Source organism: Paenibacillus albiflavus, assembly GCF_004344915.1.
Lineage (GTDB): Bacteria > Bacillota > Bacilli > Paenibacillales > NBRC-103111 > Paenibacillus_AM > Paenibacillus_AM albiflavus.
This window is the reverse complement of record NZ_SKFG01000010.1, coordinates 18,945-32,359: the sequence shown is the minus strand read 5'-3', so window position 1 is coordinate 32,359 and position 13,415 is coordinate 18,945. Positions and strand designations below refer to the sequence as shown.

The following is a 13,415-nucleotide window of genomic DNA, read 5'->3' as shown; positions in this document are numbered from 1 at the left end:
TGATGCTTATTGTATTGATAGTGGGGGTAAGGCATGACGGATATTCAAGCTAGACAGAAGCAAATTCGCAACTTCTCAATTATCGCCCATATTGACCATGGGAAATCGACGTTGGCGGATCGGATATTGGAATATACAGGGACATTGTCCTCTCGTGAAATGCAGGAGCAAGTGCTCGATCAGATGGATCTTGAGCGTGAACGTGGAATTACGATTAAACTGCAAGCGGTAAGACTTGATTATCGCGCAGATGATGGACAAGAATATATTTTGAATTTAATTGATACACCGGGGCATGTCGACTTCACGTATGAGGTATCCAGAAGTCTTGCAGCATGTGAAGGCGCTCTCCTTGTCGTAGATGCTGCGCAAGGAATTGAAGCACAGACGATGGCTAACGTGTATCTTGCTCTTGATAATAACCTTGAGATTCTTCCAGTTATTAACAAGATCGATTTGCCAAGTGCAGATCCAGAACGTGTTAAGCATGAGATCGAGGATGTTATCGGACTAGATGCATCCGAAGCTGTTCTTGCATCTGCTAAAGCGGGGATCGGAATTAAAGAAATTATCGAGCAAGTATGCGCGAAGGTACCGCCGCCAACTGGTGACCACACCAAGCCGCTTAAAGCGCTTATTTTCGACTCTCATTATGATCCGTATAAAGGTGTAATTGTTTACGTGCGTGTAGTAGATGGTTCTATTCGTGCGGGTTCCAAAATCAAATTCATGGCGACGAACAAAACGTTTGAAGTTATTGAGGTTGGTGCATTCAAGCCGCGGATGACGATTATTGATGAGCTGAACGTTGGTGACGTTGGCTTCATCGTTGCAGGGATCAAGAATGTAGGGGATACGCGCGTCGGGGATACTGTAACAACAGTTGTGAACCCTGCTGCTGAACCATTGCCAGGATATCGTCGCATTAATCCGATGGTATTTTGCGGTCTATATCCGATTGAAACGACCGATTACAATGATCTTCGTGAAGCGCTTGAGAAGCTTGAGCTTAACGATGCTTCCTTAACGTATGAGCCTGAGACTTCTACTGCTTTAGGCTTCGGTTTCCGTTGCGGATTCCTTGGACTTCTGCATATGGAAATCATTCAGGAGCGGATTGAACGTGAGTTTAATATTCCGCTGATTACGACTGCGCCAAGCGTTATATATCGGGTTACTTTAACGAATGGTGAAGTCATTGATATTGACAATCCATCCAACTATCCCGAACAGCAACGAATCGATTTCGTTGAAGAGCCTTATGTGAAAGCAAAGGTTATCGTGCCTAACGATTATGTAGGAGCGATTATGGAGCTTTGTCAAAATAAACGCGGCGAATTCGAAAACATGGAATATTTGGATACGAATCGCGTAACACTGACCTACAACATCCCGTTGTCCGAGATTGTGTATGATTTCTTCGATCAGTTAAAATCCAGCACGAAGGGGTATGCTTCATTCGACTATGAATTGTCGGGCTATCGCAAATCGAATCTTGTGAAGATGGATATTCTGCTTAATAATGAACAGGTCGATGCGCTGTCCTTTATCGTGCATCGTGATCGTGCCTATAACCGCGGACGCATCATTTGTGAGAAGCTTCGTGAGCTCATCCCAAGGCAAATGTTCGAGGTACCTATCCAAGCTGCTATCGGGCAGAAGATCGTCTCCCGTGAGACCGTTAAAGCGATGCGCAAGAACGTACTTGCCAAGTGCTACGGCGGTGACATCTCCCGTAAGCGTAAGCTGCTAGAGAAGCAGAAGGAAGGTAAGAAACGGATGAAGCAAGTCGGCTCCGTTGAAGTGCCGCAAGAAGCGTTCATGGCTGTATTGAAGATTGATGAGTAGTTAATAAACGAATATATTCATGCAGTGACGAAGAACGTCCCTTAGCAAAGCAAGTGTGCTGAGGGGCGTTTTTGTGTTTTTGTTTCCGTAATCATTTGATGGGAGGAAGTGTTGAGATGAGTTTTGAAGCAGCACATTGCGCATTAATTGAAGACCATTTAAGCAGAAGATCAGGTGAACGCAAGGGCAGGTTGGAGAGGGGGCATGCACATGCAGAAAGATTACTCCTCCACAATGTATGGTGGCCGCTTTTTGGTAGCTTCGAGCAGTTGCACCCTGAGTACGAAGTATACGACTGGAATCGTAAATCGGTGTTTCTTGATTTTGCTTTCTTACCTTCGTTTGGTCGGATAGGTATCGAGTGTGATGGTTACCAGTCCCATGTCCGGGATTTGGATCGTGAAGGGTTTAGCTATTCGTTGAAAAGAGATGCATTCCTTACGGGGCTCGGATGGAAGATGATCCATTTCTCTTACGATGATGTAAAAGAGCGTCCTGAGGTATGCCGAATGCTGCTGCAGATGGTGATAGGACCTCATTTGATGCAAGAGCATAAACTAACTCCCGCTCGAGTTATTGAGAAAGAGGTGCTGCGACTAGCTTGGCAGCTAGGCAAACCAATACGACCAATCGATGTATCGAGCGCAATGGACGTGAACCATCGTACAGCCTGCAAATGGCTGCGTTCTTTAGTCGATAAAGGATGGCTCCGACCAATTCCTACTGCTCGTGGTGTATTGTATTATGAGGTTGAACTGAGAACATTGCAGCATTTGGTGTAGTTATTCTAGGTAGAAGGATGGATTTGTGCTGAGCAGTTAATTGGTGGTTTTTGAATGTATTTTATACATTCAAAATCGCCCACAATGCCGATTTCTGAGTTTTGCCTGCATTTCGTGCAGGCAAAAGTAACTGGTGGGGCTAGTTTTGCAATAACGATGAGTTTTGAATGTACGTTATGCAGCCAAAAGTTAATTTTGAGCAGAAACTGCGATTTTGACTGTATGTTTTACATTCAAAGCTAGGGTCAAGGTTCGGTTCGGTGTCACATTTCACCAAATGAGAAGGTTACTCCTTATCTGAGCTTGAGCTCAACTGATCAGCCAGCCCCCTCTTAAAACAAAATTTCGATTTTGCTGCGTTTTATAGTAGAATGAACTGTGGGTGTAAATCAAATGACACTACCACCCATTTAGACGGAGGCGAAATATGAACGGGCAGCAGCGCAAGGACGTGACTCCGGGAATCGAAGTCGATATCGTGCTCAAGAATGATCAGCGAACAGGTAAACTGACTCGCGGCATAGTGAAAGACATACTAACAAACTCACCGAATCATCCGCATGGAATCAAAGTGCGACTAACGGATGGTCAGGTAGGAAGAGTAAAGGAAATTATTAAATGACTTATTTAAATGCGGCGCCACAAGCCGTTTATATTCATATCCCATTTTGCACAAATAAATGCTATTATTGCGATTTTAACTCGGTTGTACTCAAAGGGCAGCCCGTAGATGCTTATTTAGAAGCGCTTGAGCGGGAGATGGAGCTTACGGTGACCAAGCTTCCACCTGAGACAATCAAGACTATATTTGTTGGTGGCGGTACGCCGACGACGTTATTGCCAGAGCAAATGCGTAAATTTCTGAAGCTTGTACGGACCTATTTTCCAAATCAAAGCTCGGATATTGAATTTAGTATGGAAGCGAATCCGGGGACTACGGACGAGGCGAAGCTTGCAGTCATGAAGGAAGGTGGCGTTAACCGACTTTCATTCGGGGTGCAATCGTTCAATAACGAACTGCTTGAGCGAATAGGAAGGATTCATCATACAGATGATGTATATCGAAGTATTGAAAATGCGCGTAAGGTTGGATTTGATAATATTTCGATTGATCTCATGTTTGGTTTGCCGAAGCAGACGCTTGATATGATGGATGCAACGCTGGATGCAGCCTTGAAGCTGGATTTAAAGCATTACTCGATCTATTCCCTAAAGGTAGAAGAGAATACATTATTTTATAAACTATTTAATAAGAATCAACTGCCGCTTCCTGATGAAGAGGAAGAACTGCAAATGTATCTGCTTATTATGCGCAGGCTTCAAGAAGCTGGTTATGAGCAGTATGAGATTTCAAATTTTGCAAAGCCGGGCTATTCTTCCAAACATAATATTACCTACTGGAAAAATGAGCCGTATTACGGGATAGGCGCTGGTGCTCATGGCTACGCGAATCATATGCGACATGTGAATATCAAAGGGGTCAATCCCTATATCGAAGGAACGAAGGCAGGATTGCCTCTACTAGAACAACATGAGGTTAGCAAGCAGGAAGCGATGGAAGACTTCATGATGGTTGGCTTACGGATGCTTTGCGGAGTGAAGAATGCTGATTTTAGAGCACAATTTGACCTTTCAATTACAGACGTATTTGGACCTATCGTTGATAAGCTTGTTACGCAAGAGCTGCTTATCTATGAAGATGACGTATATCGTTTATCGGATAAAGGCTTGTTATTTGGCAACGATGTGTTTGGTTCATTTCTATCTTAAAATCCTATATATTCAAGAAACCTGTTCTGAATTGGACAGGTTTCTTCTTGTTCAAAAAGAATCCACAAATTATTTTCAGAAAAGATTCATTATTTGCTCTTGTATAAACATGCGATAATATTGTATATTTATTCGTAAATCCTTTTTAATAGGTTAATTACGGAGCTAGATATAAGGTGGGTTCAGTCATGGTGATAGAAATTATTTGCCGCAATGCAGTTGAAACGGATGTAGAAGCATTATTTGCACTTATAGATCGTTATGCACAGCAAGGAATCATGCTATATCGATCCAAGGAAGCATTACGCAATCAAATCAATAGTTTTGTAGTAGCAGAGACGAATGAGCATGAGCTAATCGGTTGTGGGTCGTTGACGCAATTAGGACCTGATTTAGTAGAAATTCGCTCCCTTGGCATATCGGATGGATACAAAGGTCAGGGGATTGGAACAAAGCTCGTTGATGCGCTTGTGGAGAATGCAAGAGAACAGCGTATTGTTAAAGTAATGGCCTTAACGTATGAGGTTGCTTTTTTCTTGAAAAATGGGTTCCGAATTGAACCGAAGGAAATATTCCCAGAGAAAGTTTGGACGGACTGCGTCAATTGCAAGAAGCAATTCTGCTGCGATGAAATTGCGGTTCTTAAGCGACTAGATATCGAAGCGAGTTAGCCATAATGGAAACTGTCGCTTTGTAAGACGGCATTGGCGTTAATACTTGACAACAGACCTTCGGGTCTGTTATTTTTTATTTATGAGTTAGCACTCACTTGAGATGAGTGCTAACGATTAGATGATTGGAGGTATCACTATGCTGACGGAACGCCAACGAACGATTCTTAGTGCGATTATAGATGATTATATCCGCTCTGCAGAGCCGATTGGTTCGCGCAGCATTTCCAAGCGCGGTAATGTCGGCTTCAGCCCAGCGACAATTCGGAATGAGATGTCCGATTTGGAAGAGATGGGTTTTTTGGAACAGCCACATACATCCGCGGGTCGGATCCCGTCACATAGAGGATATCGTTATTATGTGGATCATCTCATTGAGCAGGGTTCTTTGAATCCGAATGAGCTTGATTTGATGAAGATGTATTTTTCTAATAAAATTCAACAAATGGAAGATGTGATCGGTCATGTAGCTACTGTTCTATCGTCGCTCACGAACTATACATCGATTGTATTAGGGCCTGAGGTCTTTGGAACAACGCTTAAGTCCGTGCAGATCGTTCCTCTTACGGATACGACCGCGGTTGCACTCATCGTGACGAACACAGGGCATGTGGAGAATCGGACATTCACTTTGCCTCAAGGTATGTCTATGTCCGATACCCAGAAAGTCGTTAACTTACTGAATGACCGTTTGGCGAATGTAAGTTTAAAGCAATTTAAGTCTAAGTTATTCAATGAGGTTGCGAATGAGCTTTCCAGATATACTTCTAGCTATGAAGAACTTCTATCTATGATTGAAGGTGTTCTGTTAAGCGACGAGAAGGATCGAATATTCATAAGCGGCTCGACTAACATGTTGACACAGCCTGAATTTAAAGATGTTGACAAGGTAAAGAATATACTTGATTTACTTGCTGAGACTCCTACGCTAATTAGGCTTATTACCAGTTCGCCTGAAGGATTGCAGGTTCGGATCGGTGCCGAGAACCCAGTTCAAGCGATAACGGATTGTTCTTTAATTACGGCGACCTATTCGATTGATGATCAACTGATTGGTACAGTCGGTATTTTGGGGCCAACGCGTATGGAATATGGTAAGGTTATTCGATTGCTTGATTACATGTCCAAGAATTTAGAAATTTCTTTGGCCAAATGGTACAAAACTTGATTTATGCTAAACATGCCTTTTATTAGAGACGGCTTAGCCCGTTCTCTTAACATAGGATTGATTATAAACAGGAGGTGATCTTTGAGTGAGTAAGAAAGCCAAACAAGAATCAGCAGAAGCGGCTATGAACCCAGAGATAGAAGAGAATGAATTGGTATCGGAAGTTCAAGAGGAGACGGAGAACGTAGCCTCTACATATACAGCGGGAGCTGAAGAACTTGAACAACTGAAAAATCAAGCCGAAGAGAATTATCAACGTTATCTTCGTACACAGGCTGATTTTGATAATTTCCGCCGTCGTGCACGTCAGGAGAAGGAAGAACTTGCCAAATATGCTTCGCAGAAGCTAGTTGAGAATCTTGTGCCGATCATTGATAATTTTGATCGCGCTATTCAGTCTTCCAAAGAAACGCAAGATTTTGAAGGTCTAGCTAAAGGAATCGATATGGTGTTCCGTCAATTTGAAGGCGTACTTCAATCTGAAGGCGTCAAGTCAATTGAGAGCGTAGGCCAGCCGTTTAATCCTGAATTCCACCAGGCGATTATGCAAGTGGAATCTGATGAGCATGAAGAAGGAATCGTAGTTGAAGAATTGCAAAAAGGGTATATGTTAAATGACAGAGTCATTCGCCCAGCAATGGTTAAAGTGAGTATGTAATGGATGAAGAGACGCGTTGTCTATTGTGACGAACAGCGTTTGAACTTAGAAAAGGAATCTTAAGGAGGAAAAGAGAAATGAGCAAAGTAATTGGTATTGACCTTGGAACAACAAATTCATGCGTAGCGGTAATGGAAGGCGGCGAGGCTGTCGTTATTCCAAATCCAGAAGGAAATCGTACAACACCTTCCGTAGTAGGCTTTAAGAAAGATGGCGAGCGTATCGTAGGTGAAACTGCGAAGCGCCAAGCAATTACGAACACAGATCGTACGATTATGTCCATTAAGAGACATATGGGGACAAACCACAAAGAAACAATTGATGGCAACTCCTACACACCACAAGAAATTTCGGCTATTATTTTACAAAAACTAAAAGCTGACGCAGAAGCATACCTTGGGTCAACTGTTACACAGGCTGTTATTACAGTTCCAGCTTATTTCAATGACTCCCAACGCCAAGCAACGAAAGATGCTGGTAAGATTGCAGGTCTTGAAGTGCTTCGTATCGTGAACGAACCAACGGCTGCAGCTCTTGCATATGGTATGGAAAAAACAGAAGACCACACCATTCTTGTATTTGACCTTGGTGGTGGTACATTCGATGTATCCATCCTTGAACTTGGCGATGGCTTCTTCGAAGTAAAAGCTACATCCGGTGATAATCATCTTGGTGGTGATGATTTTGACCAAGTGATCATCGATCACCTCGTTGCTGAATTCAAAAAAGATCAAGGCATTGACCTTAGCAAAGATAAGGCTGCAGTTCAACGTCTAAAAGATGCAGCTGAGAAAGCAAAGAAAGAACTTTCCGGGGTATTAACAACAACCGTATCACTTCCATTTATTACTGTTGCTGATGGCGTACCTCAACACTTGGAAATGAACCTGACTCGTGCTAAATTTGAAGAGTTGTCCGCTGGACTTGTAGAGCGTACACTTGGACCAACTCGCCAAGCATTAAGTGATGCGGGTCTTACTTCAAGCGATATCGATCGTATCGTGCTTGTGGGTGGATCAACTCGTATTCCTGCTGTAGTAGATGCGATCAAGAAACTAACTGGCAAAGAGCCTCATAAAGGCGTTAACCCAGACGAAGTTGTCGCACTTGGTGCCGCTGTGCAAGCAGGTGTCTTAACTGGTGATGTTAAAGACGTAGTTCTTCTTGACGTAACACCATTATCACTTGGTATTGAAACTGCTGGCGGCGTGTTTACGAAGATGATTGACCGCAACACAACGATCCCAACAAGCAAATCACAAGTATATTCCACTTATGCAGATAATCAAACTAGCGTAGAAATTCACGTGTTGCAAGGTGAGCGCCAAATGGCTGCTGGCAATAAAACACTTGGACGCTTTATGCTTGGAGATATTCCTCCAGCACCACGCGGCATTCCGCAAATCGAAGTAACATTCGATATCGATGCCAACGGTATCGTGAACGTATCTGCACTTGATAAAGGTACAGGCAAGAGCCAAAAAATCACGATCACTTCTTCATCAGGCTTATCAGATGCAGAGATTGATCAAATGATGAAAGATGCAGAACTGCATGCAGAAGAAGACCGTAAGCGTAAAGAGCTAGTAGAAGCTCGCAACAATGCAGATCAGCTTGTATATACAGTTGATAAAACAATTAAAGATCTAGGCGACAAAGTAGACCAAGGTGAAATCGATAAAGCGAATGCTGCTAAAGAGAAAGTAACGAAGGCGCTTGAAGGCGACGATGTAGAAGCTATCAAGTCTGCTACAGAAGAGTTGACAGAAGTTGTTCAACAGTTATCTGTTAAGCTATATGAGCAAGCTGCTGCGGCGCAAGGTGCTGCTGAGGGTGCAGAACCTGCTGGTGATGGCGACAAGAAACGCGACAATGTTGTAGACGCTGACTATGAAGTTGTAGATGAAGATAAGAAGTAAGAACAGGTAAGTTAAGGTTAAATAGTCAAAGCCTGCCCGCTGGGCGGCTTTGACTTTCATTTGTATGGGACGGTGCAACCGTTTCTCTTGTTATTAAGTCATTATGGGAGTGAAACAATGAGTAAACGCGATTACTACGAGGTTTTGGGTGTCAGTAAGGATGCATCACCTGAGGAACTGAAAAAAGCATACCGTAAGCTTGCTCGCCAATATCATCCTGACGTGAATAAAGCTTCCGATGCGGAAGATAAGTTCAAGGAAGCTAAAGAAGCCTATGATGTTCTAGGTGATGATCAAAAGCGTGCAACCTATGACCAATATGGGCATGTTGATCCGAACCAAGGAATGGGCGGCGGATTCAATGGTGGCGATTTCGGTGGCTTTGGTGATATATTCGACATGTTCTTTGGCGGTGGCGGCGGTAGACGCAATCCGAATGCTCCACAGCGCGGGAACGATTTACAATACACGATGACGATCGAGTTCAAAGAAGCCGTATTTGGCAAGGAGCTGGACATCACGATTCCACGTACAGAGAATTGTGATACTTGCAGCGGATCAGGGGCTAAACCTGGTACGAAGCCTGATACTTGTTCAGTATGTCATGGCACGGGTCAACAAGAAGTCGCACAAAATACTCCGTTTGGCCGTGTTGTGAATCGTCGTGCATGCTCTGCATGTGGCGGAGCAGGTAAAATTATTAAACACAAATGTACGAATTGTAACGGTGCGGGTAAAGTGAAGAAACAACGTACGATTCACATTAAAATACCAGCAGGCGTTGACGATGGAGCGCAGCTTCGCGTAAGCGGTGAAGGTGAGAGCGGTACTCGCGGAGGACCTTCGGGCGATCTGTATGTCGTTATTCGCGTGAAATCGCATGAATTCTTTGAGCGTGAAGGCGATGATATTTATTGTGAAGTACCACTGACCTTTGCACAGGTGGCATTAGGTGATGAAATTGAAATCCCTACGCTTACTGAGAAGGTGAAGCTAAAGATTCCTGCTGGAACGCAAACAGGAACATACTTCCGTCTCAAGGGCAAAGGTGTTCCGCATCTGCGCGGTTATGGTCAAGGTGATCAGCATGTGAAAGTAACGGTTGTTACACCGACGAATATGACAGATGAGCAGAAGAGCTTGCTACGTCAGCTCGCTTCACTTAATGGGGAGAATACCCATGAGCAGCAAGGCTCTATGTTCGCTAGATTTAAGAAGGCGCTATTCGGTGAATAATGCCCATACTAACGGCTCATAATATTCCTGTTAAAGATACCTTATACAGGAGGAATACATGATGCCAAATAGTCAAAGTGACAACAATGTATCCTTTGGTCAATCTGAGGCAAGCAAGCTGCCAACAGGACGCAATGAGGATGTGGAATTCTCATCAGACATAGCGGATGCAGAAGATTTGGAAGCTGTCCTAAGAGCAAAAGCTGCAGATGAAAGACAAGAGGAGTCGTAAAAGATTAGCAAATCTGCCTCCAGTGCCACGTATTGAGATGTGGTACTGGAGGTTTTTTTGCTTTCTTAACATCCAAAACTTGTTTCTTCTTGTGATATGATACGTATAGATATAATAGATTATATTTTTACAAGAGAATGGATGATGGGGATGGAAAATGTACTAGAAGTCAAGATTGAGGAAGCTGGATATGATCAAACAGAAGCCAAAATTAGAAACATCTCTTTTGCCTTACAATCGGGACAGCTTTTAGGATTAATTGGCCCTAACGGTGCTGGTAAGAGCACAACAATCAAGAGTATATTAGGTCTTCTTCCTGCAGTTAAAGGCGAAATCACATTTGCGAATGACAAACCCAAGTTTGCCTACATACCTGAACATCCGATTCTTTACGATGAATTAACGCTGTGGGAGCATTTGCGTTTAGCTGCTTCAGTATATGAAATGGAAGAGAAGCACGCCACCATGAGAGCAGAAAGCTTATTAGAGAAGTTTAAGTTAACGGAAGTTAAGCATCATCTGCCAGGCAGCTTTTCGAAGGGAATGCAGCAGAAGGTGATGTTAATCATTGGCTTTCTGAATCAACCGGACGTTTATATTGTGGACGAGCCGTTCATCGGTCTCGATCCGATTGCAACGAAGGATCTACTTGCGATGTTGGAAGAGGAGAAGCAGAGAGGTGCAGGAATTCTCATGTCAACACATGTACTGGATACAGCAGAACGCATTTGCGATAAATTCCTATTGCTATCTGCTGGTTCAGTAGTTGCAGATGGAACACTTGCTGAAATTCAGGAACGCTCCGGACAGCCAGGCGCTTCCTTATTCGATTGCTTCCATCAGTTGGTGTAGCCTATGAATCCTAGTAGACTTTTTAGAAGCCGAGTTGCCGCTAATTTCAAATATCAATTACGAACGATCAGCATGGTTATCGATTGGACGGTTGCTTTATACATCGTCATTCCTGCAATTGTCGTGGGAGCAATTTTCTATTCAGGCTTTTGGACAGAGCTGCCGATATGGATGTCTTATATTCCTTATCTGCTGGTTGCTGCCGTTATCTATTATGTTGGCGTCATGGGAGTGTTCCGTTATTTTATTCAAGCAGGTGACCAGTTATTTGTGATTTATCATCGTAAATGGCTGGATGCGCAAATTCGTTATGGATTTGTTTATTCACTGGTAATTAAACTTCTGCACAATATCTTGATAATAGGCATTTTGGCTCCACTCTTGGTTAAACAGTTTCAGATGTCCATCTTTGATATGATAGGTTTAAGTTTGTTCACGACCTTGTATGGCTTCATGCTGATCATGCTTAAAAATCGAATTATGCATCGCTGGGTGGGCTGGAGACAAAATATCATCCGATATCTTGTTACAAGTGTGGGCTTAATCTTGTATCTGGCTATTGCTCATTTCAATCTTCAATATCCATTCCTGGCCTACGGTCTGGTTATTCTGTTAATTCTGTCAATAAATGGATTATTACGTAGCCGACTAGCACAAGGTGGCATATATATTATGGATATTGAACTTGAATACAAAGCGAAGACTAGATTGCTATCCCTCATTATGAAGGATGATGAAGCATTCAAGGTGCCTTCAAGACGAAAGAGACCCTTGCTGTTTCGCCATTCACAGCGGCTGTTTCGTAAGCAAACCCCTCAGCATGGCGTCGCGGAATTTATGATCAAGAGCTTCTACCGCAACAGTTCACAAATGACATCTTATATCCAGCTTACGTTCTTTACGCTAAGTGGACTCTTTCTGGCACCCGTGATATCGAAATGGATTCTATGGTTATTTGCAGCTTTTATGTTAGGAATGTGGACTAAAATGACAAATAGACATATACTGACGTCTGATTTCATGAATTTGTTTCGAGTTGATACAGGGGTTCAGATCAAGTCGGTTGCAATTGCGTCTATGTGGATGGCATTGCCCGCTTTCCTGCTCATGAGCATCTGTCTAGGATTTATGCTATATGGTTGGATTGGCATTCCGATTATGTTGATTGTGGCACCGATCCTTTGCAAATTCGTAAGTGCAACCTTGTCCAGCTTTTAAAACAGAATAAGACCCAATTTTACCCGTACGCATTCATATAGTACAATAGAAATCAGTTTAGCTAGAGATGAAGACAATTGGGGGCCATACAGATGAAATTCCATGAACTAACGATTCATACAACAGAAGAAGCGATTGAAATGATTTCAAACTTTTACCATGAGCTTGGCGCTGGAGGCGTTGCGATCGAGGAATCGGGTACGCTGGATAAAGAACGTGATACGACATATGGCAAATTGTACGACCAGCCACTCAATGACATACCTGAGGGTAGAGCCGTTATTCAAGGGTATTTTGATGAAACGATGGATATGGACGTTATCATGGCAGAGCTGAAGGAACGAGTAACTGAATTAGCAGACTATGGCATTGATACAGGCCAGCCAACATATGAACTAAGGTTAGTCGATGAGGATGATTGGGCAACTGCGTGGAAGCAGTATTTTAAACCGATTCGCGTATCGGACCGTCTAACGATTAAACCGACATGGGAAGAATACAATCCGTCTGAAAATGAAATTATCATTGAGCTTGATCCTGGCATGGCGTTTGGCACAGGCACTCATTCAACAACTTCACTTTGTCTCCAAATGCTAGAGAAGCATATGCAAGGTGGCGAAGATGTGATTGATGTGGGAACAGGCTCTGGCGTACTTGCGATTGCAGCCGCTAAGCTCGGTGCGCGTCAAGTGCTAGCTGTAGATTTGGACCCGGTAGCGATTCAGAGTGCGAACGAGAATACGGTACAGAATCGATTGGAAGCCCATATCAATGTTAAGCTTAGCGACCTACTAGGTGTGCTCAAAGAAAGCGAAACAGGTGGAGAGCTGAACGTTCAGATCCCTGTGAAGATCGTAGTTGCCAATATTTTAGCTGAGATCATTCTGCTGTTCGTACAAGATGTATACGATGTATTGCAATCAGGCGGCATTTATATTGCTTCAGGTATTATTACAGCCAAAGAAGAGCTTGTAGAGCAGGCACTGCTAGATGTGAACTTTGAAATAGTCGAGAAAAGCTACGATGGAGATTGGGTTGCTTTCGTAGCAAGAAAGAGATAG

Annotated in this window: 13 protein-coding genes; all 13 read left to right on the top strand. The window is 43.2% G+C overall.

Features of this window, described 5'->3' with window-relative positions; all coding sequences use genetic code 11:
- Positions 1-33: 33 nt before the first annotated feature.
- The 13 genes from lepA (at position 34) to prmA (ending at position 13,415) form a co-directional block, all read left to right on the top strand.
- Positions 34-1,848 carry a translation elongation factor 4 gene (gene lepA, locus E0485_RS11190; protein ID WP_132418132.1) on the top strand — a complete coding sequence of 605 codons (1,815 nt, stop codon included), beginning with the start codon at positions 34-36 and terminating at the stop codon, positions 1,846-1,848.
- Between the two features lie 116 nt (positions 1,849-1,964).
- Entirely contained in the window at positions 1,965-2,630 is a 666-nt protein-coding gene (locus E0485_RS11185; protein ID WP_132418131.1) for a PDDEXK family nuclease, read from the top strand.
- A gap of 427 nt (positions 2,631-3,057) precedes the next feature.
- Entirely contained in the window at positions 3,058-3,252 is a 195-nt protein-coding gene (locus E0485_RS11180; RefSeq protein ID WP_132418130.1) for a YwbE family protein, read from the top strand.
- Positions 3,249-4,400 (top strand): radical SAM family heme chaperone HemW, encoded by a 1,152-nt coding sequence (gene hemW / locus E0485_RS11175; protein ID WP_132418129.1) that lies wholly within the window; start codon positions 3,249-3,251, stop codon positions 4,398-4,400. Before E0485_RS11180 ends, hemW begins: the two co-directional genes overlap by 4 nt.
- Before the next feature lie 188 nt (positions 4,401-4,588).
- Positions 4,589-5,071 (top strand): N-acetyltransferase, encoded by a 483-nt coding sequence (locus E0485_RS11170; RefSeq protein ID WP_132418128.1) that lies wholly within the window; start codon positions 4,589-4,591, stop codon positions 5,069-5,071.
- Positions 5,072-5,210: 139 nt separating this feature from the next.
- Positions 5,211-6,239: a heat-inducible transcriptional repressor HrcA gene (hrcA, locus tag E0485_RS11165; RefSeq protein ID WP_132418127.1), complete on the top strand. Its 1,029-nt coding sequence runs from the start codon at positions 5,211-5,213 to the stop codon at positions 6,237-6,239.
- A gap of 85 nt (positions 6,240-6,324) precedes the next feature.
- A complete protein-coding gene (gene grpE, locus E0485_RS11160; protein ID WP_235857533.1) occupies positions 6,325-6,897 on the top strand; it encodes a nucleotide exchange factor GrpE in 573 nt (190 codons plus the stop codon).
- A 77-nt stretch (positions 6,898-6,974) separates the two neighbouring features.
- The gene (gene dnaK, locus E0485_RS11155; RefSeq protein ID WP_132418126.1) at positions 6,975-8,816 is read left to right on the top strand and encodes a molecular chaperone DnaK; all 1,842 of its coding nucleotides are present in this window, start codon (positions 6,975-6,977) and stop codon (positions 8,814-8,816) included.
- Positions 8,817-8,933: 117 nt separating this feature from the next.
- Complete coding sequence (gene dnaJ / locus E0485_RS11150; RefSeq protein WP_132418125.1) at positions 8,934-10,052, top strand: molecular chaperone DnaJ; 1,119 nt, start codon at positions 8,934-8,936, stop codon at positions 10,050-10,052.
- 61 nt (positions 10,053-10,113) lie between these two features.
- On the top strand, positions 10,114-10,284 hold the full coding sequence (locus tag E0485_RS11145; protein WP_132418355.1) for a YfhD family protein: 171 nt from the start codon (positions 10,114-10,116) through the stop codon (positions 10,282-10,284).
- Positions 10,285-10,434: 150 nt separating this feature from the next.
- Positions 10,435-11,136 (top strand): ABC transporter ATP-binding protein, encoded by a 702-nt coding sequence (locus E0485_RS11140; protein ID WP_132418124.1) that lies wholly within the window; start codon positions 10,435-10,437, stop codon positions 11,134-11,136.
- Between the two features lie 3 nt (positions 11,137-11,139).
- A complete protein-coding gene (locus E0485_RS11135; protein WP_132418123.1) occupies positions 11,140-12,354 on the top strand; it encodes an ABC transporter permease in 1,215 nt (404 codons plus the stop codon).
- Between the two features lie 92 nt (positions 12,355-12,446).
- Positions 12,447-13,415, top strand: a complete 969-nt coding sequence (prmA, locus tag E0485_RS11130; protein WP_132418122.1) for a 50S ribosomal protein L11 methyltransferase — start codon at positions 12,447-12,449, stop codon at positions 13,413-13,415.

Bases quoted from the DNA above. Each gene is read 5' to 3' on its own strand.
- E0485_RS11180 (WP_132418130.1), top strand. From the start codon at position 3,058: ATGAACGGGCAGCAGCGCAAGGACGTGACTCCGGGAATCGAAGTCGAT.
- hrcA (WP_132418127.1), top strand. From the start codon at position 5,211: ATGCTGACGGAACGCCAACGAACGATTCTTAGTGCGATTATAGATGAT.
- dnaJ (WP_132418125.1), top strand. From the start codon at position 8,934: ATGAGTAAACGCGATTACTACGAGGTTTTGGGTGTCAGTAAGGATGCA.
- E0485_RS11135 (WP_132418123.1), top strand. From the start codon at position 11,140: ATGAATCCTAGTAGACTTTTTAGAAGCCGAGTTGCCGCTAATTTCAAA.
- E0485_RS11185 (WP_132418131.1), top strand. From the start codon at position 1,965: ATGAGTTTTGAAGCAGCACATTGCGCATTAATTGAAGACCATTTAAGC.
- E0485_RS11170 (WP_132418128.1), top strand. From the start codon at position 4,589: ATGGTGATAGAAATTATTTGCCGCAATGCAGTTGAAACGGATGTAGAA.
- hemW (WP_132418129.1), top strand. From the start codon at position 3,249: ATGACTTATTTAAATGCGGCGCCACAAGCCGTTTATATTCATATCCCA.
- dnaK (WP_132418126.1), top strand. From the start codon at position 6,975: ATGAGCAAAGTAATTGGTATTGACCTTGGAACAACAAATTCATGCGTA.
- E0485_RS11140 (WP_132418124.1), top strand. From the start codon at position 10,435: ATGGAAAATGTACTAGAAGTCAAGATTGAGGAAGCTGGATATGATCAA.
- E0485_RS11145 (WP_132418355.1), top strand. From the start codon at position 10,114: ATGCCAAATAGTCAAAGTGACAACAATGTATCCTTTGGTCAATCTGAG.
- lepA (WP_132418132.1), top strand. From the start codon at position 34: ATGACGGATATTCAAGCTAGACAGAAGCAAATTCGCAACTTCTCAATT.
- prmA (WP_132418122.1), top strand. From the start codon at position 12,447: ATGAAATTCCATGAACTAACGATTCATACAACAGAAGAAGCGATTGAA.